Raw genomic sequence first — 24,379 nt, 5'->3', positions numbered from 1 at the left:
AGCGGCGGCGCGTGGCACCTTGTGTGCCACCAGCCAGCCGCGCGACCCCGGCGCCGTGCGCAACGACGAAAAGAATTGCAGATGGAGCGTGCATGGACGAGTTGACACTCGGTTTGATCGGCGCGGGCGCCGTGGTGGTCGGGGGGGTGGTGGTTTACAACGCGTGGCAGGGAGCGAAGGTGCGCCGCAAGATGCCACGGCCGATGCCTGCCGATGCGGCAGAACCGCTCGCCCGGGAGGACCAGGACGAGCAGAGCCCCTTCATCGAGCCGGCGCGTCCGACGACGCGCCGCGAATCGGCGCCGGGCGAGCATGCGGAAGCCGCACGGGTCGAACCGACCTTCGGCGGCGCTGCGCCGCTCGACACGCCGGCCGACATCCAGGCCGAAAACACCTTGCCGAATGGCTTCCCAGAAGAGGAAGGGGCCGTGCTCCCCTCGGGCGAACAGCTTGCCGAGGAGGAGCGCAGCGAGCCGATCCTGCCCGCTGCGACGACCATTTCTTCCGCGCCGCCCGCCATCGTCGATCGACGGATCGACTGCATCGTGCCCGTCAGACTGTCTGCACCCGTCATGGGCGACAAGGTGCTGCCGCTCGCGCAGCGGCTGCGTCGCGCGGGCAGCAAGCCGGTGCATATTGAAGGCAAGCCTGAAGGCGGCGCATGGGAACTGCTGCAAAACGGCGTGCGCTACGAAGAACTGCGCGCGGCTGCGCAGTTGGCGAACCGCAGCGGACCGCTCAACGAACTGGAGTTCTCCGAGTTCGTGACGGGTGTCCAGCAATTCGCGGATGCGCTCGACGCCTCGCCGGAGTTTCCGGACATGATGGAAACGGTGGCGATGGCGCGCGAACTCGACGGCTTTGCCGCGCAGTGCGATGCGCAGCTGTCGATCAACGTGCTGTCCGACGGCGCGCCGTGGTCGGCGAACTATGTGCAGGCCGTCGCGTCGCAGGACGGACTGCTGCTGTCGCGCGACGGTACGCGCTTCGTCAAGCTGGACGTGAAGCAGAGTCCCGTTTTCATGCTGCAGTTTGGCGACACCAACTTCCTGCGCGACGATCTGACGTATAAGGGCGGCCAGATGATCACGCTGGTGCTCGACGTGCCCGTCGCCGATGAAGACATTCTGCCGTTCCGTCTGATGTGCGACTACGCCAAATCGTTGGCCGAGCGCATCGGCGGGCGCGTGGTCGACGACGGCCGCCGCCCGCTGCCGGAGAGCGCGCTGCTCGCGATCGAAAAACAGTTGATGACGCTGTATGCCAAGCTCGAGCAGGCAGGTATCCCGGCTGGCTCGCCCGCGACGCGGCGGCTGTTCAGCCAGTAAGCGCAGCGGATGAACTGCTGAGCGCTGCTTGTGCTTCCACCCATAAACTGCCTGATGCACCGTCGTTGCTTCAGGTGGTTTTCAGTTTGGGCTTCCATTCGCGATCGTGTTCGGCTGCGCTGCGCAGTGCAGTTCGCGTCGGCGTCATCCCACATCGTCCTGCCACGGCTGGCCGCTGATCCATGCCTTGATTGCGGCGACCACGGCTTCATCGCGTCCATAGAATCCGTGATGCGACAACGCCCCACAGGGCTCGCCGCGCGCGTCCCCACCATGCACGGTGATCAGCGCGTACTGGCGACTCTCGGCGATGCGCCTGAGGGCCTCGTATGAACAGAGGAAGCAGCCGTCGTCGGCATGATGCACGAAGAGCTGACGCGCCGAGATCGCACCGTAGTCGAAACCGATCATCGGCGTGGCCTGGCCACGCGCAGGGCTGCTGAGCGTCGACGTGTGCACCACGGCGTCCCAGACGTCGGGCAACGCGCGGCCAGCATAAGCCGTCGAGATCGTGCCGCGGCTGGTGCCGACCAGCACGAGCCTGGCCTTTGGGAAGCGCTTACGCAGATCTGCCGCAACCTGCGCCAGATCCTGCGCGGCGCGTGCAGACGCGCGAAACGCGTCCGAGTAACCGCCTGATTGATCGGAAGGCGCATCGACGATGGCGGTCGCGAACTGGTTATCGACGAACAGATGACGTGCGCGAATCAGGAAGTTGTTCCTCTCCCGCAGGTGAATGGCGCCGCCGGGCTGTTGCGACAGTTCGAGATTGCCCGTGCTACCAGGCATCATGACGAGGATCGAGCGTGGCTGGCTGCCATCCTGTTGGGTGAGCAGGTAGGCGATCGATGCGCCTTGCGCGAGCGGCACGTCAATCACCTGCTCGCTGGCCATTGCGCCCGCAGGACGCAAGACGGCGAGCATGGCCAGAAGCCCGAACAGGCGATATATGAAACGGACGGCGAAGGCGGACATGGCGAAGAATTCTCCCGGTCGATGCAGGCCTGTGTGAATAGTCGGCACGCGATGGACGGCAGCCGACACGGTCGCATTGCGCGTGGCGCGCTGTCAACGGTTTGCGCGCCATCTGGCCAATCGGCCAGGACGTGTAGGAATGCGTTGCGTTGGGTTTGGACGCGCACGAAACTGGCCATCCGGCCGATGCGACAGAAAGCGCTTCCTGAGATAATCTGACATCCCGTTACTCTTGCCGAAACGCCGACAGCATGGCCCGAACCCAAGTCCCTGATCCTGCAACCAGTGCACCTGCCGAGCGGGCGTTGTGGCTGCGCGACGAACTCGAGCGCGCGAATTACGCGTACTACGTGCTCGACCAGCCGGACTTGCCCGACGCGGAATACGACAGGCTGTTCAAGGAACTGCAGCAGATCGAAAGCGAGCATCCCGACCTGATCACGCCGGATTCGCCGACGCAGCGCGTCGGCGGCGAAGTGGCAAGCGGCTTTCGGCCCGTCGTGCACGACATGCCGATGCTGTCGCTGAACAACGGCTTCTCGGACGAAGACATCGCTGCCTTCGACAAGCGCGTGTCCGACACGCTGCACCACACGCCCGTCGACTACGCGTGCGAACTGAAATTCGACGGACTGGCCATTTCGCTGCGCTACGTGGATGGCCAGTTCACCCAGGCAGCGACGCGCGGTGACGGCGCGACGGGCGAAGACGTGACGGAGAACGTGCGCACCATTCGCTCGATTCCCCTGAAGCTCAAGGGCAAGCGCGTGCCGAAACTGGTCGACGTGCGCGGCGAAGTGCTGATGTTCAGGCGCGATTTCGACAAGCTGAACCAGCGTCAGCGCGACGCGGGCCAGCGGGAGTTCGCCAACCCGCGCAATGCAGCAGCGGGCAGCTTGCGCCAGCTCGATCCGAAGATGACGGCGCAGCGTCCGTTGTCGTTCTTTGCATACGGCATCGGTGTGCTCGACGGCATCGAGATGCCTGGCACGCACAGCGAACTGCTCGACTGGTATCACGAAATGGGCTTGCCCGTGAACAGCGAGCGCGCCGTGGTGCAGGGCGCCGAAGGCGTGCTCGGTTTCTTCCATAAGGTTGGCGAGAAACGCGACAAGCTGCCGTACGACATCGACGGCGTCGTCTACAAGGTGAACCGCCGCGACGAGCAGGACGCGCTGGGTTTCGTGTCGCGCGCGCCACGTTTCGCGCTCGCGCACAAGTTTCCCGCGCAGGAAGCACTGACAAAGCTGATCGCCATCGACGTGCAGGTCGGCAGAACGGGCGCGATTACGCCTGTCGCGCGGCTCGAGCCCGTGTTCGTCGGCGGTGCGACCGTGACGAATGCAACTCTGCATAACGAGGACGAAGTGCGCCGCAAGGACATCCGCATCGGCGACACCGTCATCGTGCGGCGCGCGGGCGACGTGATTCCAGAGGTGGTCGGCGCGCTGCTCGAACGGCGTCCCCCCGACGCCCGCGAGTTCGTGATGCCGACGCAATGTCCCGTATGCGGCTCCGCGATCGAACGGCTGCCCGACGAGGCGATCGCGCGCTGTTCGGGCGGCCTGTTTTGCCCGGCGCAGCGCAAGCAGGCGCTGTGGCATTTCGCGCAGCGTCGCGCACTGGACATTGACGGACTCGGCGAAAAAATCATCGATCAGCTTGTTGAACTCAATCTGGTGCGCACGCCCGCCGATCTCTTCAATCTGGGCTTCGCGACACTCGCCGAACTCGACCGCTTCGCCGAGAAGTCCGCGCAGAACCTCATCGACTCGCTGGAGAAGGCCAAGCACACAACGCTGGCGCGCTTCATCTATGCGCTGGGTATCCGGCATGTCGGCGAATCGACGGCGAAAGATCTGGCCAGGCACTTCGGCTCGCTCGATCCCATCATGAGCGCGACCGTCGAAGAACTGCTCGAAGTCAACGACGTCGGCCCTATCGTCGCGGAGGCGATCCATCAGTTTTTCGCCGAAGAGCACAACCGCACCGTGATCGAACAGCTGCGCGCGCCTGGCAAAGTCACCTGGGCGGAAGGTCCACCCGCGCCGAAAGCGCCGCAGGGTGTGTTGGCGGGCAAGACGGTCGTGCTGACAGGCACGCTGCCCAACATGGGCCGTGACGAGGCGAAAGAGTTGCTGGAGGCGGCCGGTGCGAAGGTGGCCGGTTCGGTGTCGAAGAAGACCGATTACGTGGTGGCCGGTGCGGAAGCGGGGAGCAAGCTCGCGAAAGCCGAGGAACTTGGCATCCCCGTGCTCGACGAAGATGGTATGCGTAAGCTCCTGGAGGGGCAAACAACATGATTCACGAAATCCTCAAGATGGGCGACCCGCGCCTGTTGCGCATCGCCAAGCCGGTCGATCATTTCGACACGCCCGAACTGCACGAACTCGTGCGCGACATGTTCGAAACGATGCATGACGCGAACGGCGCCGGGCTCGCGGCGCCGCAGATCGGTGTTGACCTGCAGGTCGTGATTTTCGGTTTCGGCCACAACGAGCGTTATCCCGACGCGCCGTCCGTGCCCGAAACGGTGCTGATCAATCCGACCATCACGCCCGTTTCGCTCGACACGGAAGAGGGTTGGGAAGGGTGCCTGTCGGTGCCCGGTCTGCGGGGGGCGGTGAGCCGCCTGTCGATGATCCGCTATCACGGCTTCGATCAGTTCGGCAAACCGATCGATCGCGTCGCCGAGGGTTTCCATGCGCGCGTCGTTCAGCATGAGTGCGATCACCTGATCGGCAAGCTCTATCCGATGCGAATCACGGATTTCGCGAAATTCGGCTTTACCGAGGTGCTTTTTCCCGACCTCGATCCGAAAGCGGACGATTGATCTACGAACTTCGATATAAGAAAAGCCCGCGGATGCGGGCTTTTTGTTTGCATAAGACAGCGCTTGTTCGCGCTTAGAACGACTCGTCCGGACCGAGGTAGCGCCACTGTCCGGGCGGCAAGGCGCCGAGCATCACGTGGCCCATCCGCACGCGCTTGAGGCCCACGACATGCAGCCCGACCAGTTCGCACATCCGGCGAATCTGGCGTTTCTTGCCTTCACGCAGCACGAAGCGCAATTGCTCGCCGTTTTGCCAGCTGACCATAGCGGGTTTGAGCGGCACGCCGTCGAGTTCGAGGCCGTGGCGCAGTTTGGCCAGACTCTCGGCGGGGAACTCATGCTCGACGTCCGTTTCGATGTCGCCGTAGCTGACGCGCACCAGATACTCCTTGTCGATCTCCGAGTGCCCGCCGATCAGCTGCTTCGCGATGCGGCCGTCCTGAGTCAGCACGAGCAGCCCCGTCGAATCGATATCGAGGCGTCCCGCAGGCGCCAGTTGTCGCAAATGGACAGCCGAGAAACGGATATCAGTACGGTCGCCGTCCCAGCGGTTCTCCGGTTTGACGAGCGTCACGGCAGGCTCGTAGCCATCTTCCGCCTGACCCGACACATAGCCGACCGGCTTGTGCACGAGGATCGTCACCTGTTTCTGTTGGGCTGCCTGAGCGGCCGGGTCGATCTGGATATCGGCGTCGGGGCGGACCTTCGTGCCCAGCTTATCGACGACGACGCCGTCGACGGTAACCCAGCCTTTTTCGATCCATTCGTCGGCTTCGCGGCGCGAGCACAGGCCGAGTTCGGACATCAGTTTCGACAGGCGCAGATTGCCGGGGGCGTCGTTGTATTCGCCTTCGTCGCGTTGACGCGACGCGGCGGCCGGGCGGGGCTTGCGTGACGTCTTTTCAGCGGGGCGGTCGAAGCGCGCCGGACGGTCAAAGCTGTCTTCGACCGAGCGGGTGTCGCGTTTGGTCTTCGTGGCGCGCGGTGCGGCCTTCGGCGGAGCGTCGCTGGCGCGGTCCGCGTAGACGGCCTTCACGGGCTTTGCGTAAGTGCGTTCGCTGCGACCTTCTGCGACGTCTTCGCGGCTGCGGCGCGGTGCACCTTCGCCGCGTGGGCGGCGTTCCGGCGCTGCGCCGCGATCTTCGTAGGCAGCCCTGGCCGGGCGCGCATAGCTGCGTTCACCGCGTGCTTCGGATCGCTCGCCGCGCGGCGAGCGCGTCGTGCGGCCTTCGGGGGCGTCGTCACGGTAGCGTCGTTCCGTGCGTTCGCGCGAAGGCGTACCTTCGGTACGCGCCGTGCGCGGCGCGCGGCGAACGTCATCGCTCTCTCGCGGCGGGCGCGGAGCGCGCCGGCCGTCATCGCTGTCGGGCGCCGTACGTCGTGCGACCCGTGCATCGTCGTCACGGGAGAAGCGCGGTGCGCGTTCGCCAGCACGCGACGCCGCGCCGCTGCGCGACGGACGATCTGACGAAGTGCGCGCGTTGGTTCGCGCGTCCCCGTCCCGACGGAAACCCGTGCCGGCGGAAGCGCCTTCCTTGCGTGCCGGCCGATCGCCCGGCGGACGGCGATCGAACGAAGCGGAAGCGCCACGTTCGGCAAGGCCGCGCTCGCGTGAGCCCGTGCCCGCGGCGCGCGCCGGACGGTCGCCGGAGCGAGCGGGCGCGCCGTTGCGCCCGCCCGTCGACGGGCCGCGCCGCTCCCCCGGCGCGCCGGCCGCGTTGCTCCTCGTGGCCGGGCGCTTTGTCCCTTCGCCCGAAGCGGTGCCACGGCGTGCAGCGGGTGCGCCCGCCGCCGAACCGGCGTCGCTGCGCGGCTTCCTCTGCGCAGCGGGTTTGTCTGCCGGGGCGGCCGGCCGAGTCGGCTTGCGGGCAGTCGTGCTGCCCGAACGCACAGGGGCGCGTTCGGACGAAGCCGGCCGCGGATGCTTGGCTGTCAGTTTGACTCGCATGAAATCTCACACTGCGATCGCGCGCAGCAGCTCCGTTTCAACCTGGATTTGTCGTCGGTTGTCCGAGAGGCCGTGTCCGTCGAGCAGGAACACGTCCTCGACGCGTTCGCCGAGCGTATTGATCCGCGCCGCATGGACGCCGACCCGGTGCTCGGCCAGCACGCGCGCGATCGAATAAAGAAGGCCCGGCCGGTCGTTGGCCGACACGGACAGGATGTAATACTGGCCGCGCTCGTCGGCCCTCAGGTCGACGCGCGGCGTCACGGGAAACGTGCGCGACAGACGCGACAAACGGCCTTTCGACGGCTCCGGCAACAGCGTGCCTTCCGCTCTCAGGCGTTCCGCCAATTCCTGTTCGACAAGGTTGGCGATGTCGCGATAGTGGACGTCACGCTCCGTATGCTGCACGAGGAAGTTGTCGAGCGCGTAACCGTGTTTGGTCGTGCTCACACGTGCATCGAGCACGGACAGCGAATTGCGGTCGAAATATGCGCAGATGCCCGCGAAGAGGTCGGGGCGATCCTTCACGTAGACCAGCACCTGCAGCGCTTCGCCGATAGGTGACGGGCGAGCGCGTACGATCGGCGTCCCGGTCTCGACGTGGCGATGCAGCACGCGCGTCTGCCACGCGATGTCGGCGGCGTCATGGCGCAGGAAATAGCCGACGTCGAGCTTGTCCCACAGCGCACGGTGCGCGTTTTCGGGCACCGTTTCGAGCCGCAGCAGCGCAAGGGCTTCTTCCTGGCGCTGCTTCAGTTCCGAGTGCGCATCGGGACGCGCGCCGCCGAGCACGGCGAGCGTCGCGCGGTACAGGTCTTCGAGCAGTTTGCCTTTCCACGTGTTCCAGACTTTCGGGCTGGTGCCGCGAATGTCCGCGACCGTCAGCAGGTATAGCCCGGTGAGATGCCGCTCGGTGCCGACCAGGTCGGCGAAACGCTTGATCACCTCCGGGTCGCTCGTGTCCTGCTTCTGCGCGACCTGGCTCATGGTCAGGTGATGCTGGACAAGCCAGACGACCAGTGCCGTGTCGTCGGGCGACATGTCGTGATCGCGGCAGAAACGGCGCGCGTCGGCCATGCCGAGCGTCGAATGATCGCCACCGCGACCCTTCGCGATGTCGTGGAACAGCGCAGCCACGTAGAGCACGTATGGCCGCTCGAAATTCGCGATCAGCTGGCTGCAGAACGGATATTCGTGCGCATGCTCGGCGACCGCAAAGCGGCGCATATTCCGAAGCACCATCAGAATATGTTGATCGACCGTGTAGACGTGATACAGATCGTGCTGCATCTGTCCGACGATGCGGCGGAAGTTCAGCAGATAGCGCCCGAGCACGCTGGTCTGGTTCATCAGACGCATCGCATGCGTGATGCCCTGCGGCTGCTTGAGGATTTCCATGAACAGGCGGCGATTTTCGGGGTCGCGCCGCCAGTGGTGATTCATCTTGTCGCGCGCGTTGTACAACGCGCGCAGGGTGCGCGCCGACAGACCTTTGACGCCGGGCGTTTCTTCGTACAGCAGGAAGGCCTCGAGGATCGCGTTCGGTTCGCGCTCGAACACATCGTCGCTGGCGATTTCCAGCATGCCCTGTTTCTCGACGAAGCGATCTGACAGAACGCGCGTGATGCCGCTCGTGCTCGGAAAAAGCTGAGCTTCGATGTTCTGGATCAGAATGGTCGACAGTTGCGTGACGGCTTTCGCGGCCCAGTAGTAACGGCGCATCAACTGCTCGCTGGCGCGGCGCGTGGATGTTGCCTTGAAGCCGAAGCTCTCGGCAAGCGGCGTCTGCACGTCGAACACAAGAATGTCCTGGCGACGTCCCGCCAGCACGTGTAGACGCGCCCGCAGCGTCTTCAGAAAGCCTTCGTTGCGGCGCAGCTCGCGCGCTTCGCGGTCGGTGATCAGGCCACGTGCGTCGAGTTCGCGCCAGCTGCTGCCGAAGCCGGCCGCCTGTGTGATCCAGAGAATCAGCTGAAGATCGCGCAACCCGCCCGGGCTTTCCTTGATGTTCGGTTCGAGCGCGTAGGGTGTGTCCTGGAATTTCGCATGCCGCTGGCGCATTTCCAGTACTTTTGCCTGGAAGAATGCGCGCGGATCGAGCGCGTCGCGATAACGCAGCGAAAAACTCTCGAACAGCGTCGTGCTGCCGACGATGCGCCGCGCCTCCAGCAGCGAGGTTTGCACCGTGACGTCGTTCGCCGCTTCTTCGATGCATTGCGACACCGTACGCACGCTGCTGCCCAGTTCCAGCCCCAGGTCCCATGCGAGGCCGATGAAGCGCTCGATACGCGCATTGAGATGCGGCATCGGCTCGTCGGGCAGCAGCACGAGAATGTCGATGTCGGAGTGGGGCGCCAGCTCGCCGCGCCCATAGCCGCCCACGGCCAGCAGCGCCAGCGAGGCGGGGAGGTCGCAGGCCGTCCAGGCGCCGCGCAGCGCGTCGTCGGTGATGCGCGCGAGCGAGCGCATCAGCGTGTCGACGTTGGACGCGGTCTTGAAGCGGTCGAGCAGCGGGGTCTTGGCCACCTTGTAATCCGCCTTGAGAGACGTGGCATCGGAATGGGCGACAGCGTGAACGCTACTCATAGGCGGCGGGTGGCGGCGAAAGTGATCAGGCCGTGGCGGCGGCGACGATTTGCGGACGCGCGGGCGTGCCTTCCGACACGGTCAGCACTTCGTAGCCCGTCGGCGTGACGAGGATCGTGTGCTCCCATTGGGCGGACAGGCTGCGGTCCTTGGTCTTGACGGTCCACTGGTCGGGCATCGTGCGGATATCGCGGCGGCCGGCATTGATCATCGGCTCGATCGTGAAAATCATGCCCGCCTGCAGTTCGATGCCCGTGCCAGGGCGGCCGTAGTGCAGGATTTGCGGCTCGTCGTGGAAGACCTTGCCGATGCCGTGCCCGCAATATTCGCGCACGACGCTGTAGCCGAGGCTTTCCGCATGTTTCTGGATCGCATGGCCGATGTCGCCGAGATGCGCGCCGGGGCGCACCTGCTCGATGCCGAGCCACATGCATTCATACGTGGTCTGGACGAGGCGCTTCGCCATGATCGAGCCCTCGCCGACGATGAACATGCGGCTCGTGTCGCCGTAATAGCCGTTCTTGATCACGGTGACGTCGATATTCAGCGCGTCGCCGTTCTTCAGCGCCTTGTCGCCGGGGATGCCGTGGCAGATCACGTCGTTGACGGACGTGCAGACGGCCTTCGGGAAAGGCGGATAGCCGGGCGGCTGGTAATTCAGCGGCGCGGGAACCGTGCCTTGCACGTTCGTCATGTATTCGTGGCAAAGACGGTCGAGTTCGCCCGTCGTGACGCCGGGCTTGACGAACGGCGTGATGTAGTCGAGCACCTCGCTCGCGAGCCGTCCGGCGATGCGCATCTGCGCGATATCGTCTTCGTTTTTGAGCGTAATAGCCATGAGTCGGGCCTGAAATGCGGTTTATCGCGGAATTATCGCACCTTATTCGCGCGATCGCTGGGGTTTGCGGGGATGATTGGGCCTGACGGGCGACGCACGCAGTACGTTCGTCACCTGTCTGCCGGCGGCCCCGCTGCTGTGCGGCGGCGCAACCCGCGACACCCGCGCTTGGGCAACCGGGTAGGTTGAGTCCTGCAATGGTCGCGTGCTATACTCTTTGGCTAAGTCAATCGTCAGTTTAAGTGTTTGTTCACTCTGGCGGCAGGCTTCCTTGCGAGCAGCGCAGTAGCGCGTGTTCGTGAGATTCGCAAGCCGGCGCACCCAGGGTGTTCGCGGCGTCAGGTCTTCCCGGCATGCGGTGAAGGCGGCGCGGCGGATACGGCGCCCGGCTTAAGACCCAACCCTAGCGGAGATTTTCATGGCAGTTACCATGCGTCAGATGCTGGAAGCCGGTGTCCACTTCGGTCACCAGACGCGCTTCTGGAACCCCAAGATGGCCCCCTTCATTTTCGGCCATCGCAACAAGATTCACATCATCAACCTCGAAAAGACGCTGCCGATGTACAACGACGCGCTGAAGTACGTGCGTCAACTGGCAGCGAACCGCGGCACGATCCTGTTCGTCGGCACGAAGCGTCAGTCGCGCGACACGATCGCCGAAGCAGCGCAGCGCGCAGGCATGCCGTACGTCAATGCACGCTGGCTGGGCGGCATGCTGACCAACTTCAAGACGCTGAAGGTTTCGATCAAGCGCCTGAAGGACATGGAGGCGGCTGTCGAGGCAGGCGAGCTCGAGAAGATGAGCAAGAAGGAAGCGCTGCTGTTCGAGCGCGAAATCGCCAAACTGCAAAAGTCGATCGGCGGCGTGAAGGACATGGGCGGCATCCCTGACGCGATTTTCGTCGTCGACGTCGGCTATCACAAGATTGCCGTGACGGAAGCGAACAAGCTGGGTGTGCCCGTCATCGCCGTGGTCGACACGAACCACTCGCCGGAAGGTGTGGATTACGTGATTCCGGGCAACGACGACGCAAGCAAGGCTGTCGCGCTGTACACGCAGGGCGTGGCTGACGCGATCCTCGAAGGCCGTGCTAACGCGGTCAACGAAGTCGTGCAGGCTGTCCGCGGTGGCGACGGCGATGAGTTCGTCGAGGTCAACGGGGAAGCGTAAAGCACCCTGTGTCCGGCAAAAAAGGGGGCTCTCTATAGGCCCCCTTTTTTTAAGTCGCGACGATCTGAATGGGCGTGCTGTAAAGGGCACGCGGCAGCGCTCGAAGAAATAAACGTGCGCTGCGCGGAAACGAAATGCTGTCGCCGGCATCGAATGCGGGCGGCGTGTGACAGACAGACTCAAGGAGCGAATGATGGCGGCAATTACCGCAAGCATGGTGGCAGAACTGCGCGCGAAGACCGATGCGCCGATGATGGAGTGCAAGAAGGCGCTGACGGAAGCCGACGGCGACATGGCGCGTGCGGAAGAACTGCTGCGTGTGAAGCTCGGCAACAAGGCAAGCAAGGCAGCGTCGCGCGTCACGGCTGAAGGCGTGATCGCTTCGTTCATCGAAGGCGGCGCAGGCGCGATCGTCGAGCTGAACTGCGAAACCGACTTCGTCTCGAAGAACGACGACTTCATTGGTTTCTCGAAGAAGGTCGCAGAACTGGTCGTCAAGCAGAACCCGGCTGACGTCGGGGCTCTGTCGGCACTGGCGCTGGACGGCTCGACCGTCGACGCAGTGCGCTCGGCACTGGTCGGCAAGATCGGCGAAAACCTGTCGATTCGCCGCTTCGCGCGCTTCGAAACGTCGAACAAGCTGGCAGCGTACCTGCACGGCACGCGCATCGGCGTGCTGGTCGAGTACACGGGCGCGGACGAGCAGGTCGGCAAGGACGTCGCGATGCACATCGCGGCAATGAAGCCGGTGTCGCTGTCGTCGGACGACGTTCCTGCCGATCTGATCGCGAAGGAGCGCAGCATCGCCGAGCAGAAGGCTGCCGAATCGGGCAAGCCGGCTGAGATCGTGGCGAAGATGGTCGACGGTTCGGTGCAGAAGTACCTGAAGGAAGTGTCGCTGCTGAACCAGCCGTTCGTGAAGAACGACAAGCAGACGATCGAGCAGATGCTGAAGGCGGCGAACGCAAGCGTGCAGAATTTCGCGCTGTTCGTGGTCGGCGAAGGCATCGAGAAGCGTCAGGACGACTTCGCCGCTGAAGTTGCTGCGCAAGTGGCTGCTGCGAAGCAACAATAAGCGTCGTTTAAGCTTTACGCAATACCGTTTGACCCGCGGCGGGGCTGGACCCCGCCGCGGCCGGCAGCGCCCTTGGACTGCCGCGCGCGAAAGCGCGTTGCGGTCGCCCGGTTGGCACGCTTCGACCGATCGTCGACGCGCGTCAATTTGGCGGCGCTTGCCCGAACCCGTATTTCACCCCTACAGTTAGTTCCTTGTTGTTTGGCGGCTTTTTGCCCTGCTCAGCGCGATCTGGATATCTCTATGCCCACTGCCTATAAACGCGTCCTCCTCAAACTCTCTGGCGAAGCCCTGATGGGCGATGATGCATTCGGCATCAATCGCGCGACGATCGAAAGAATGGTGGCGGACGTGGCCGAGGTGGTGCGGCTCGGTACGCAGCTGGCCGTAGTGATCGGCGGCGGCAATATCTTTCGTGGCGTCGCAGGCGGCGCAGCGGGCATGGACCGTGCGACGGCTGACTACATGGGCATGCTGGCCACGATGATGAACGCGCTGGCGCTGCAGGACGCAATGCGTCACGCCGGCATCGAGGCGCGCGTGCAGTCGGCGCTGCGCATGGACCAGGTGGTCGAGCCTTACATCCGTCCGCGCGCGATCCGCCAGCTGGAAGAGGGCAAGGTTGTGATTTTCGCGGCCGGCACGGGCAATCCGTTCTTCACGACCGACACGGCGGCTGCCCTGCGCGGCTCGGAAGTGGGCGCCGAAGTGGTGTTGAAGGCGACCAAGGTCGACGGCGTCTATTCCGCCGACCCGAAGAAGGACCCGTCCGCGACGCGTTACACCACGATCAGTTTTGACGAGGCAATTGGCCGCAACCTGCAGGTGATGGACGCGACGGCGTTCGCGCTGTGCCGCGACCAGAAGCTGCCGATCCGCGTGTTTTCGATCGTGAAGCCGGGCGCGCTCAAGCGCATCGTGCAAGGCGAAGACGAAGGCACGCTCGTCCACGTGTAAACTCTCTAGCATTCTGTGGGCTTGAACGCGGGCTCAGGCTGCGCCTCGCGCGCTGGCGGCTCGCATCGTTTTGAAGGTTCGGAGGTTTAATCATGTCTGTGGCTGACATCAAGAAAGGCGCTGAGCAGAAGATGCAGCGCTCGCTCGACGCGTTCAAGAACGATCTGTCGAAGATCCGCACGGGCCGTGCCCACACGGGTCTGCTCGATCACATCCAGGTCGATTACTACGGCTCGCCTGTGCCGATCTCGCAGGTCGCGAATCTGACGCTCGTCGACGCCCGCACGATCGGCGTGCAGCCGTGGGAAAAGAAGATGGTCGCCGTCGTCGAAAAGGCGATCCGCGAATCGGATCTGGGCCTGAACCCGGCTTCGCACGGCGACGTGATCCGCGTGCCGATGCCGCCGCTCACGGAGGAGCGCCGCAAGGAACTCACCAAGGTCGTCAAGAGCGAAGGTGAAACGGCCAAGGTGGCCGTGCGCAACCTGCGCCGCGACGCGAACGAGCAGCTCAAGAAGCTCGTGAAGGACAAGGAAATCTCGGAAGACGACGAGCGCCGCGCTGGCGACGACGTCCAGAAGCTGACGGACAAGTTCGTGGCCGAGATCGACAAGCTCGTGCAGACCAAGGAAGGCGAGATCATGACGGTTTGACGGTCTGGCGCAAACCAGACATGCAGACTTTCACTGATCATTGTTCCTTTCTCTAGCTTTACCCGACGGCCATGACCTATACAAGCTCAACCGTTCGCGTACCTGACGTGTCAGCCGTACCGCGTCACATCGCGATCATCATGGACGGCAATGGCCGTTGGGCGACTCAACGCCGTCTTCCGCGCGTCGCGGGCCATACCCGCGGGGTCGATGCCGTGCGCGCGGCTGTCGAAGCCTGTGCGCGCCAGGGTGTCGAATATCTGACGCTGTTCGCCTTCAGTTCGGAAAACTGGCGTCGTCCGACCGACGAAGTGTCGTTCCTGATGCGCCTGTTCGTCACCGCGCTCGAGCGCGAAATCGGCAAGCTGCACGCCAACGGCATCCGCTTGCGCGTCGTGGGCGATCTGTCGATGTTCGACAAGAAGATCCAGGATCTGATCACCCGCGCCGAAACCAAGACGGCGAAGAACACGCGCCTCACGCTCACCATCGCCGCGAACTACGGCGGCCGCTGGGACATCATGCAGGCTACGCGCAAGCTGGTCGAGCAGTCCGTGCAAGCGGGCCGCCCGGTCGAGATCAGCGAGGAAGCGTTCGCCGAACACCTCGCGATGGCTTACGCACCCGAGCCGGACCTGTTCATCCGCACGGGCGGCGAGCAGCGCATCAGCAACTTCCTGCTGTGGCAGCTGGCGTACACCGAGTTCTATTTCACCGACACCTACTGGCCGGATTTCGACGCCGACGCGCTTGGCCGCGCGATGGCCTCGTACACCGGACGCGAGCGCCGCTTCGGCCGGACCAGCGCGCAGCTCGAGCCGCAATCGCAAAACGTCGATTCGCTTCCATGCTAAAAACCCGTGTCATCACGGCGATCGTTCTGCTGGCTATTCTTCTGCCTGTCACGCTGTGGGCGCCGATCGGCGGCTTCGGCGCGCTGATCGCCTTCGTCGTCGTGTTCGCCGCGTGGGAGTGGGCGCGGCTTCTGAAGCTACCGGGCGCCGGGTCCATCATCTACGCGATCGTCGCGGCGCTCGCGCTCGTTGCCAGTACGAAGCTCGGCACGGGTGTCACGGCGCCGCGGCCGCTCTTCCAGGCGTCGTCAATCTTCTGGATATTCGCCGGTCCATTCGTGCTGCTGCGCAAGCCGACGCTTGCGCAGGGCGCGTGGCGTCCGTTCCTGCTGCTGGCGGGCGTCGTCGTGTTTGCCGCCTGCTGGCATGCGCTCGTGGCGGCGCGGATGGCGGGTGTGCCGTTCGTGCTTTCCCTGTTGCTGGTGGTCTGGCTGGCCGATATCGGCGCATACTTTGCCGGTAAGGCATTCGGCAAGCATAAACTCGCGCCGTCGATCAGCCCGGGCAAGACCTGGGAAGGCGCGATTGGCGGCTGGCTGGCCGTGATGATCGTCGCCGCCGTGGCCGTCGCCACCCATGCCTTCGCGCCGACCCTGTTTTCCGCGCTGCTCGGTCATCTGGGCACCGCTCGTGCGTTCGCCACGCTGACCTTGCTCGTCGTGTTCAGCGTGGTGGGCGATCTGTTCGAATCGATGCTCAAGCGCCAGGCCGGCGTAAAGGATTCGAGCAATCTGCTGCCGGGTCACGGCGGCGTGCTCGACCGCATCGACGCTTTATTGCCGGTGTTGCCGCTCGCGATGCTCGTATTGTCGTAGCCCATTGGCTAGAGAAAGAGATATGCAAAAACGACTTACTTTGCTAGGTTCCACGGGCTCGATCGGAGACAGCACGCTCGACGTCGTCGCGCGTCATCCTGACCGCTTCTTCGTGTACGCGCTGACGGCACACCGAAATGGCGACAAGCTCGTCGAGCAATGCTTGCGCTTCCAGCCCGAAGTGGCCGTGGTCGGGGATGCCGACACGGCTGCGAAGGTGGCCGCGAAATTGCGCGCAGCGGGCTGCAAGACGGCAGTTGCGTACGGTCCGCAGGCATTGGTCGACGTGTCGAAGAGCGACGGCTGCGATACCGTGGTGGCGGCGATCGTCGGTGCGGCTGGTCTGGAGCCGAGTCTTGCGGCGGCGCGCGCCGGCAAGCGCATCCTGCTCGCGAACAAGGAAGCGCTCGTGATGTCCGGCTCGATCTTCATGGACGCGGTGCACGATAACGGCGCGATCCTGTTGCCCGTCGACAGCGAGCACAACGCCATCTTCCAATGTCTGCCGCGCGAATCGGCGTTGCATGGCGGCGTGTCGAAGATCATTCTCACGGCCTCGGGCGGCCCGTTCCGCACGCGCGAGCCTGCCTCGCTCGTCGACGTGACGCCGGACGAGGCGTGCAAGCACCCCAACTGGGTGATGGGCCGCAAGATTTCGGTCGATTCGGCAACGATGATGAACAAGGGTCTCGAAGTCATCGAAGCGCACTGGCTCTTCAACTTGCCGGGCGACCGTATCGACGTGCTGATCCATCCGCAGAGCGTGATCCATTCGCTCGTGTCGTACGCGGACGGTTCGGTGCTCGCGCAACTCGGCAATCCGGACATGCGCACGCCCATCGCGCACGCGCTCGCGTTTCCGGATCGGGTGGACTCTGGTGTCGGGCAACTCGATCTCGCGCAGATCGCGCAGCTGTCGTTCGAGAAGCCCGACTACACGCGCTTCCCGTGCCTCGCGCTGGCCATGAAGGCGCTGGCGGAAGGCGGCGTCGCTAGCGCGGCGTTGAATGCCGCTAACGAGATCGCGGTCGAAGCGTTCCTGACGCGCCGCATCGGCTTCATGGCGATCGCGCAAGTGGTCGACGCCGTGCTGAATAGCTTGCCCAACCGCGAGGCGACGAGCCTCGCCGACGTGGTCGATGCCGACGCCGCCGCGCGCCGCGCTGCCCACGCGTACATCGACGGATTGCCGGCGGGCGCTCGCCTTACGGAACGCGCCGTCCAGTGAGGCGATTATGAACCTGCTGATCGAACTGGTCGCCTTCGCCGTCGCGATTGGCGTACTGGTGGTCGTCCATGAGTATGGCCACTACAGCGTCGCGCGCCTGTGCGGCGTCAAGGTGCTGCGATTCTCGATCGGCTTCGGCAAGCCGCTCGCGCGTTGGGTCAGCAGGAAGACGGGCACGGAGTGGACCATCGCGGCGTTGCCGCTGGGCGGCTACGTCAAAATGCTTGACGAGCGCGAAGAGGGTTCGCCCATTGCGCCGGACGACTTGCCGCGTGCATTCAACCGTCAATCGGTGGGCAAGCGCATCGCGATCGTGGCGGCAGGCCCGGTTGCCAACTTCATCCTTGCAATCGTGCTGTTCGCCGCGGTGTTCGCGACGGGCGTCACGGAACCCGCGGCGATCGTCGCGGCGCCCGCGGCCGAAACGGCGGCTGCGCGCGCGGGCTTCGACGGCGGCGAGACCGTGGTGGCCGTGCGCGACGCGAATGCGGGCGAATCCGAGCCGGTTCGCTCATGGTCGGATCTGCGCTGGAAGATGCTGGGCGCCGCGTTCGATCACAAGCGCCTCGTGCTGACCGCGAAGGACGCGCACGGCACTTTCGACTTTCCGCTCGACTTGCAGAACCTTTCCGAGAAGGAAGTCGATGACGAGTTCATGTCGCGTCTCGGCTTCGAGCCGGGCGGCGGCACGCTGTCGGTGGCGGGCGTGCAGTCCGGCAGCGCGGCACTGCAGGCGGGCCTGCGCACAGGTGACCGGATTCGCGCGATCGACGGTCATCCCGCTGATAACGCAACGACCTTCATTAACTACATCAAGTCGCATGCGGGCACGCCGATCGTGCTGCAAATCGAGCGCGGCGCAAAGAATCAGCAGGCGGGTGCATTACAGAATCTAACCATCGTGCCCGGCACGCAGCGCGATGAAACGACGGGCCAACCGGTCGGCCGGATCGGCGCAGAACTTGCGACCCAGGTGCCCTCCATCGACGTACGCTATGGTCCCGTCGAAAGCCTGCGGCTGGGCGTGCATCGCACGTGGGACCTTGCTGTGTACTCGGTTCGGATGTTCGGCCGGATGATCGTCGGCGAAGCATCGCTAAAGAACCTGTCGGGTCCCGTTACCATCGCGGACTACGCAGGCAAGAGCGCGAGACTCGGTCCATCAGCATTCCTTTCGTTCCTCGCGCTTGTCAGCATTAGCCTCGGCGTGCTCAACCTTTTACCAATACCCGTATTAGACGGGGGGCATCTGTTATATTATCTGGTTGAAGCTGTTACCGGCAAAGCCGTATCGGATCGCTGGCAGCTCGTTCTTCAAAGAGCGGGACTGGCTTGTATCGTCGCCTTGTCGGCGATCGCGCTGTTCAACGATCTTGCTCGTTTAATCCATTTTTAAAGTGTCTGGCGGCGTACGATGACGCCCGCCTGACCTGATGCAGCTATACACACTGGGGAAGCACGTTGTTTAAACCTCATCGCTTTGTTCCAAAGACGGTTGTAGCCGCGGCATTCGCCGCGCATGGGCTGGTGGCCCACGCGACGACACCCTTCGTGGTGAAAGACATTCGGATCGAGGGGCTGCAACGGGTCGAACCCGGCACGGTGTTCTCCTACCTTCCCATCAAGCAAGGCGATACGTTTACCGACGAGAAAGCTTCCGAAGCCATCCGCGCGCTGTACGCAACGGGCTTCTTCAACGACGTGAAGATCGCCACGGAAGGCGACGTCGTGGTGGTGCAGGTGCTCGAGCGTCCCGCCATCGGCACGATTGATTTCTCGGGTCTGCACGAATTCGAGAAGGACAATCTGGTCAAGGCGCTGCGCGCCGTCGGTCTGTCGCAAGGCCGCTATTACGACAAGGCGCTTGTTGACAAGGCCGAGCAGGAACTGAAGCGCCAGTATCTGACGCGCGGTTTTTACGCAGCTGAAGTCACGACTACGATCACGCCGATCGATCGCAACCGTGTTGCGGTCCTGTTCGCCGTGATCGAAGGTCCGAGCGCGAAGATCCGCCAGATCAACTTCATCGGCAACAAGGCGTTCAGCACGGGTACGCTGCGCGACGAGATGCAGCTGTCCACACCGAACTGGTTCTCGTGGTACACGAAGAACGACCTGTATTCGAAAGAGAAGCTCACTGGCGACCTCGAGAACGTCCGCTCGTACTACCTGAATCGCGGCTATCTCGAGTTCAACATCGAGTCGACCCAGGTGTCGATCACGCCGGACAAGAAGGACATGTACCTGACGGTGACGCTGCATGAAGGCGAGCCGTACACGATCAATAGCATCAAGCTGGCAGGCAATCTGCTCGACCGCGAAGCCGAGCTGAACAAGCTGATCAAAATCAAACCGGGCGACCGTTTTTCGGCGGAAAAGCTGCAGGCTACGACGAAGGCGATCGTCGACAAGCTCGGCGAATACGGCTATGCGTTCGCCACGGTGAATGCGCTGCCGCAGATCGATCAGGAGCATCACAAGGTCGACCTCACGCTGCAGGTCGATCCGAGCCGCCGCGTGTACGTGCGGCGCATCAATGTGGTCGGCAACACGCGTACGCGCGACGAAGTGGTGCGTCGCGAAATGCGCCAGCTCGAAAGCTCGTGGTTCGATTCGAACCGCCTCGCGCTGTCGAAGGACCGTATCAACCGTCTCGGCTACTTCACCGACGTCGATGTGACGACTGTGCCCGTCGAAGGCACGCCGGACCAGGTGGACGTCGACGTCAAGGTCGCTGAAAAGCCGACGGGCGCCATCACACTGGGCGCCGGCTTCTCGTCGACGGACAAGGTGGTGCTGTCGGCGGGTGTGTCGCAGGACAACGTGTTCGGTTCGGGCACGAGTCTGTCGGTGAACGTGAACACCGCGAAAACCTACCGTACGTTGACTGTCACACAGGTTGACCCGTACTTCACGGTCGACGGTATCAAGCGCATCACGGACGTCTACTACCGCACCTATGAGCCGCTGTACTACTCGACGGACTCGAGCTTCCGCATTGTCACGATGGGTGGCGACCTGAAGTTCGGCATTCCGTTCTCGGAAGTGGACACGGTGTACTTCGGTGCCGGCTTCGAGCAGAACACGCTCGACGTCGACGCGAACACGCCGCAGGCCTACAAGAACTACGTTCAGGACTTCGGCCGCGTGTCGAACAACGTGCCGCTGACGGTTGGCTGGTCGCGCGACGCGCGTGACAGCGCGCTGGTGCCGAGCCGCGGCTACTTCACGCAGGCGAACGCCGAATACGGCACGCCGATCGGCGGCACCGAGTATTACAAGGCGGACTTGCAGGCGCAGTACTATTACTCGTTCTCGCGCGGCTTCGTAATCGGCTTCAACGTGCAGGGCGGCTACGGCAACGGCATCGGCAACGCGTACCCGATCTTCAAGAACTACTACGCGGGCGGTATCGGTTCGGTCCGCGGCTATGAACCCAGTTCGCTGGGTCCGCGCGACAAGGTCACGAACGACCCGATCGGCGGCAACAAGATGTTCGTGACGAACGTCGAACTGACGTTCCCGCTGCCAGGCACGGGTTATGACCGCACGCTGCGTGTGTTCACGTTCCTCGACGCCGGTAACGTCTGGGGTGATTCACGTCAGGGCGGCGACACGACGGTCGGCTCGAACGGCCTGCGCTACGGTTACGGTGTGGGTCTCGCGTGGATTTCGCCGATCGGGCCGCTCAAGCTGTCGCTGGGCTTCCCGCTCCAGAAACACACGGGTGACCAGTATCAGAAGTTCCAGTTCCAGATCGGTACCGCGTTCTGATCTCGCGCACCGGAACTGGAACCCTTTACAGCATCGAGAGGATGACTTTGCTAACTGGTATGTTTTCGAAACGTGCGGCGTGTGCGATGGCGCTGGCCATGACGCTCGGCGTGGGCGCCGCCAACGCGGCGCAGGCGCAGGAAGCGCGAATCGCGGCGGTGAATTCGGATCGCATCCTGCGTGAGTCGACGTTGGCGAAAGCGGCGCAGACCAAGCTCGAAGCGGAGTTCGCGAAGCGCGACAAGGATCTGCAGGACATGGCGCAGCGTCTGAAGTCGATGTCCGATTCGCTCGACAAGAACGGCGCGTCGCTGGCGCCCGCCGACCGCGCGCAGAAGCAGCGCGATCTGTCGCAACTCGACACGGACTTCCAGCGCAAGCAGCGCGAATTCCGTGAAGACCTGAACCAGCGCCGTAACGAAGAACTGGCGTCCGTGCTCGATCGCGCGAACAAGGTGATCAAGCAGATCGCCGAGCAGCAGCACTACGATCTGATCGTGCAGGAAGCGGTTTACGTCAGCCCGCGTATCGACATCACCGATCAGGTGCTCAAGGCGCTGGCGTCGAGCGGCAACTGAAGCCGGGCCGGACGGCGCCTGCATCGGCCGTCTGGTGCAACACCTCCGGCGCGCGACATCCGCGGCGCTTGGGTAACTGAACAGCAGGAGCAGTAGACGCATGGCATTCACGCTCGAGGAGATCGTCCAGCGGTTCGGCGGAGAGATCGTCGGCGATCGCGCGCACCGCGTCGGCAATCTGGCGCCGCTCGATCAGGCTGGCCCCGATCAACTGGCGTTTCTCGCCAATCCGAAGTACCTGGCGCAAGTCGAAACGACGCGCGCGGGCGCCGTGCTGATCAATGCCGCGGATCTCGCGAAGCTAGCGTCGCCCGACGGTCGCAATTTCATCGTCACGCCCAATCCGTACGCGTACTTCGCGCGCCTCGCGCAGGCCTTCATCGACATGGCCACGCCGAAGGCCAAGCGGGGCGTGCATCCGAGCGCAACCGTCGACTCGTCCGCTCAGATCGCGGCAACCGCTGTGATCGGCCCGAACGTGACGGTCGAAGCGGGTGTGGCGATCGGCGAGAACGTGCGCCTCGACGCGAATGTGTTCGTCGGACGCGGCACGACCATCGGTGCCGGTTCGCACTTGTATCCGAACGTCGCCGTGTATCACGGCTGCAGGCTCGGCGAGCGCGCAATCGTCCATGCAGGCGCGGTGATCGGCTCGGACGGCTTCGGTTTCGCGCCGGACTTCGTCGGCGACGGTGACGCGCGCACGGGCAGCTGGGTGAAAATTCCGCAGGTCGGCGGCGTATCGATCGGGCCGGATGTCGAAATCGGCGCAAATACCACGATCGACCGCGGCGCGATGGCCGATACTGTCATCGAAGAATGCGTGAAGATCGATAACCTCGTGCAAATCGGCCATAACTGCAAGATCGGCGCCTACACGGTCATCGCCGGTTGTGCCGGCATTGCGGGCAGCACGACGATCGGCCGTCACTGCATGATCGGCGGCGCCGTCGGCATTGCCGGCCACGTCACTTTGGGCGACTACGTGATCGTCACGGCGAAGTCGGGTGTGTCGAAATCGCTTCCGAAAGCCGGGATCTACACGAGCGCATTCCCGGCCGTGGACCATGCCGACTGGAACAGGAGCGCCGCGTTGATGCGCAACCTCGACAAGTTGCGCGATCGCATCAAGGCGCTCGAAGCCGCGGTCGCCAGTGCCTCCGGAGACAAGGCGTAAGCACCTCGGCACCATCAGCACGACGGGAAAAAAAGCGCTGGCGCGTGTGGCCGACAGGCCGCACGCAGCCAGCACAGGAACGGGCGGCAGGGCGCGTCGTCATCGACTGGGCCCTTGCACCCAGCATTCGCAGTCATCATCGCGCAACCCCTGCGTGAGCAGAAACACCATGAGCACCGAAAAAATCAATCTCGACATTCACAAGATTCTCACGCTGCTGCCGCATCGCTATCCAATCCTGCTCGTCGATCGGGTGCTCGAACTCGAGCCGCACAAGAGCATCAAAGCGCTGAAGAATGTGTCGATCAACGAACCGTACTTCATGGGTCACTTCCCGAAGCGCCCGGTGATGCCGGGTGTGCTGATTCTGGAAGCGCTCGCGCAGACGGCTGCGCTGCTGACGTTCGCCGAAGAGCCGCACGACCCCGACAACACGCTGTACCTGTTCGTCGGCATCGACAATGCGCGCTTCAAGCGTGTCGTCGAACCGGGCGACCAACTCATCCTGAACGTCACGTTCGAGCGCCATATGCGCGGCATCTGGAAGTTCAAGGCGCGTGCCGAAGTAGACGGCCAGGTCGCCGCCGAAGCCGACCTGATGTGCGCGGTGCGCCAGACGGACGGCGAGTAAACGCTGGGTCGGCAACGCACCGGGCTTGTCGGAGAGCTCGCTGCAACGAAGACAGACAATCGAAACATCGGAGCGGTCGCCATCACGCTTTCACAGGTGACCGCGTCGGCGCGCCGGGTGATGCGACAGCGTTTATCCGCGCGAGCAACGCAATTCAAGCGAGGGCGCATGAGCAGGATTCATCCCACTGCGATCATCGAGTCGGGCGCTCAGCTCGACGAATCCGTCGAAATCGGACCGTACGCCATCGTCGGCGCGAACGTCACCATCGGGGCGCGTACGACCATCGGTTCGCATAGCGTGATCGAGGGCCACACGACGATCGGCGAAGACAACCGCATCGGCCATTACGCGTCGGTCGGCGGCCGTCCGCAGGACATGAAGTACCGCGACGAGCCGACGAAGCTCGTCATCGGCAGTCGCAACACGATCCGCGAATTCACGACAATCCACACGGGCACCGTGCAGGACAAGGGCATCACCACGCTCGGCGACGACAACTGGATCATGGCCTACGTGCATATCGGGCACGACTGCCAGATCGGTAGCAACGTGATCCTGTCGAGCAATGCGCAGATGGCGGGCCATGTGATCGTCGGCGATCACGCAATCGTAGGCGGAATGTCGGGCGTGCACCAGTTCGTGCGCATCGGCGCGCATTCGATGCTGGGCGGCGCATCGGCGCTCGTGCAAGACATTCCGCCGTTCGTGATCGCGGCGGGCAACAAGGCCGAGCCTCACGGTATCAATGTCGAAGGGTTGCGCCGCCGCGGCTTTTCGGCGGACGCGATTTCGGCGCTGCGTTCGGCCTACCGTCTGCTGTACAAGAACGGTCTGTCGCTCGAAGACGCGAAGGTGCAATTGCGTGAACTCGCGGCGGCGGGCGGCGACGGCGACGAGCCAGTGCGCGCGCTCGTCGATTTCGTCGAGCAGTCGCAGCGCGGCATCATCCGCTAAC

General features: G+C 63.7%; 20 protein-coding genes. 16 read left to right on the top strand and 4 right to left on the bottom strand.

Translation table 11 applies throughout. From position 1 onward, the window contains the following. Positions 1-92: 92 nt before the first annotated feature. On the top strand, positions 93-1,328 hold the full coding sequence (locus tag BPHY_RS06825) for a cell division protein ZipA C-terminal FtsZ-binding domain-containing protein (protein WP_012400741.1): 1,236 nt from the start codon (positions 93-95) through the stop codon (positions 1,326-1,328). Positions 1,329-1,472: 144 nt separating this feature from the next. Here the strand turns inward: BPHY_RS06825 and BPHY_RS06820 are convergent, their stop codons facing one another. Beyond that, the gene (locus BPHY_RS06820; RefSeq protein ID WP_012400740.1) at positions 1,473-2,303 is read right to left on the bottom strand and encodes an alpha/beta fold hydrolase; all 831 of its coding nucleotides are present in this window, start codon (positions 2,301-2,303) and stop codon (positions 1,473-1,475) included. A gap of 251 nt (positions 2,304-2,554) precedes the next feature. Here BPHY_RS06820 and ligA point away from each other — a divergent pair, with 251 nt between their 5' ends. Together ligA and def are read left to right on the top strand one after the other, a co-directional pair. Then, positions 2,555-4,606 carry an NAD-dependent DNA ligase LigA gene (gene ligA, locus BPHY_RS06815; protein WP_012400739.1) on the top strand — a complete coding sequence of 684 codons (2,052 nt, stop codon included), beginning with the start codon at positions 2,555-2,557 and terminating at the stop codon, positions 4,604-4,606. Next, the gene (gene def, locus BPHY_RS06810; RefSeq protein WP_012400738.1) at positions 4,603-5,136 is read left to right on the top strand and encodes a peptide deformylase; all 534 of its coding nucleotides are present in this window, start codon (positions 4,603-4,605) and stop codon (positions 5,134-5,136) included. The genes ligA and def overlap by 4 nt, the downstream gene beginning before the upstream one ends. Before the next feature lie 73 nt (positions 5,137-5,209). Here def and BPHY_RS42480 read toward each other — a convergent pair whose 3' ends face one another. From BPHY_RS42480 to map, 3 genes are read right to left on the bottom strand one after another with little or no spacing between them, the layout of a single operon-like run. Further along, positions 5,210-7,084 carry a pseudouridine synthase gene (locus BPHY_RS42480; RefSeq protein ID WP_012400737.1) on the bottom strand — a complete coding sequence of 625 codons (1,875 nt, stop codon included), beginning with the start codon at positions 7,082-7,084 and terminating at the stop codon, positions 5,210-5,212. A 6-nt stretch (positions 7,085-7,090) separates the two neighbouring features. Next, positions 7,091-9,670 carry a [protein-PII] uridylyltransferase gene (locus BPHY_RS06800; RefSeq protein ID WP_012400736.1) on the bottom strand — a complete coding sequence of 860 codons (2,580 nt, stop codon included), beginning with the start codon at positions 9,668-9,670 and terminating at the stop codon, positions 7,091-7,093. Positions 9,671-9,695: 25 nt separating this feature from the next. Then, a complete protein-coding gene (map, locus tag BPHY_RS06795; RefSeq protein ID WP_012400735.1) occupies positions 9,696-10,508 on the bottom strand; it encodes a type I methionyl aminopeptidase in 813 nt (270 codons plus the stop codon). 418 nt (positions 10,509-10,926) lie between these two features. Between map and rpsB the strand changes: the two genes are divergently transcribed. From rpsB to lpxA, 13 genes are all read left to right on the top strand, one after another. Beyond that, positions 10,927-11,679, top strand: coding sequence for a 30S ribosomal protein S2 (rpsB, locus tag BPHY_RS06790; protein ID WP_012400734.1), 753 nt, complete (start codon positions 10,927-10,929; stop codon positions 11,677-11,679). A gap of 193 nt (positions 11,680-11,872) precedes the next feature. Continuing rightward, positions 11,873-12,754, top strand: coding sequence for a translation elongation factor Ts (tsf, locus tag BPHY_RS06785; RefSeq protein WP_012400733.1), 882 nt, complete (start codon positions 11,873-11,875; stop codon positions 12,752-12,754). Between the two features lie 243 nt (positions 12,755-12,997). Then, positions 12,998-13,711 carry a UMP kinase gene (gene pyrH / locus BPHY_RS06780; protein ID WP_012400732.1) on the top strand — a complete coding sequence of 238 codons (714 nt, stop codon included), beginning with the start codon at positions 12,998-13,000 and terminating at the stop codon, positions 13,709-13,711. A 92-nt stretch (positions 13,712-13,803) separates the two neighbouring features. Beyond that, complete coding sequence (frr, locus tag BPHY_RS06775) at positions 13,804-14,364, top strand: ribosome recycling factor (protein WP_012400731.1); 561 nt, start codon at positions 13,804-13,806, stop codon at positions 14,362-14,364. Between the two features lie 71 nt (positions 14,365-14,435). After that, positions 14,436-15,218: a polyprenyl diphosphate synthase gene (uppS, locus tag BPHY_RS06770; protein ID WP_012400730.1), complete on the top strand. Its 783-nt coding sequence runs from the start codon at positions 14,436-14,438 to the stop codon at positions 15,216-15,218. Further along, positions 15,212-16,033 carry a phosphatidate cytidylyltransferase gene (locus BPHY_RS06765; RefSeq protein ID WP_012400729.1) on the top strand — a complete coding sequence of 274 codons (822 nt, stop codon included), beginning with the start codon at positions 15,212-15,214 and terminating at the stop codon, positions 16,031-16,033. The genes uppS and BPHY_RS06765 overlap by 7 nt, the downstream gene beginning before the upstream one ends. Positions 16,034-16,055: 22 nt before the next feature. Next, complete coding sequence (locus BPHY_RS06760; protein ID WP_012400728.1) at positions 16,056-17,261, top strand: 1-deoxy-D-xylulose-5-phosphate reductoisomerase; 1,206 nt, start codon at positions 16,056-16,058, stop codon at positions 17,259-17,261. A 7-nt stretch (positions 17,262-17,268) separates the two neighbouring features. Then, positions 17,269-18,657: an RIP metalloprotease RseP gene (gene rseP / locus BPHY_RS06755; protein ID WP_012400727.1), complete on the top strand. Its 1,389-nt coding sequence runs from the start codon at positions 17,269-17,271 to the stop codon at positions 18,655-18,657. Between the two features lie 65 nt (positions 18,658-18,722). Continuing rightward, positions 18,723-21,035, top strand: coding sequence for an outer membrane protein assembly factor BamA (gene bamA / locus BPHY_RS06750; RefSeq protein ID WP_012400726.1), 2,313 nt, complete (start codon positions 18,723-18,725; stop codon positions 21,033-21,035). An 86-nt stretch (positions 21,036-21,121) separates the two neighbouring features. Next, positions 21,122-21,613, top strand: coding sequence for an OmpH family outer membrane protein (locus BPHY_RS06745; protein ID WP_051446479.1), 492 nt, complete (start codon positions 21,122-21,124; stop codon positions 21,611-21,613). A 100-nt stretch (positions 21,614-21,713) separates the two neighbouring features. Next, complete coding sequence (lpxD, locus tag BPHY_RS06740) at positions 21,714-22,790, top strand: UDP-3-O-(3-hydroxymyristoyl)glucosamine N-acyltransferase (RefSeq protein ID WP_012400724.1); 1,077 nt, start codon at positions 21,714-21,716, stop codon at positions 22,788-22,790. A 169-nt stretch (positions 22,791-22,959) separates the two neighbouring features. After that, positions 22,960-23,421, top strand: coding sequence for a 3-hydroxyacyl-ACP dehydratase FabZ (fabZ, locus tag BPHY_RS06735; protein WP_012400723.1), 462 nt, complete (start codon positions 22,960-22,962; stop codon positions 23,419-23,421). A gap of 168 nt (positions 23,422-23,589) precedes the next feature. Then, a complete protein-coding gene (gene lpxA / locus BPHY_RS06730; RefSeq protein WP_012400722.1) occupies positions 23,590-24,378 on the top strand; it encodes an acyl-ACP--UDP-N-acetylglucosamine O-acyltransferase in 789 nt (262 codons plus the stop codon). Position 24,379: the final 1 nt, after the last annotated feature.

It is taken from the genome of Paraburkholderia phymatum STM815 (genome assembly GCF_000020045.1).
Classification (GTDB): Bacteria; Pseudomonadota; Gammaproteobacteria; order Burkholderiales; family Burkholderiaceae; genus Paraburkholderia; species Paraburkholderia phymatum.
This window is presented reverse-complemented; position numbering and strand designations above follow the sequence as displayed.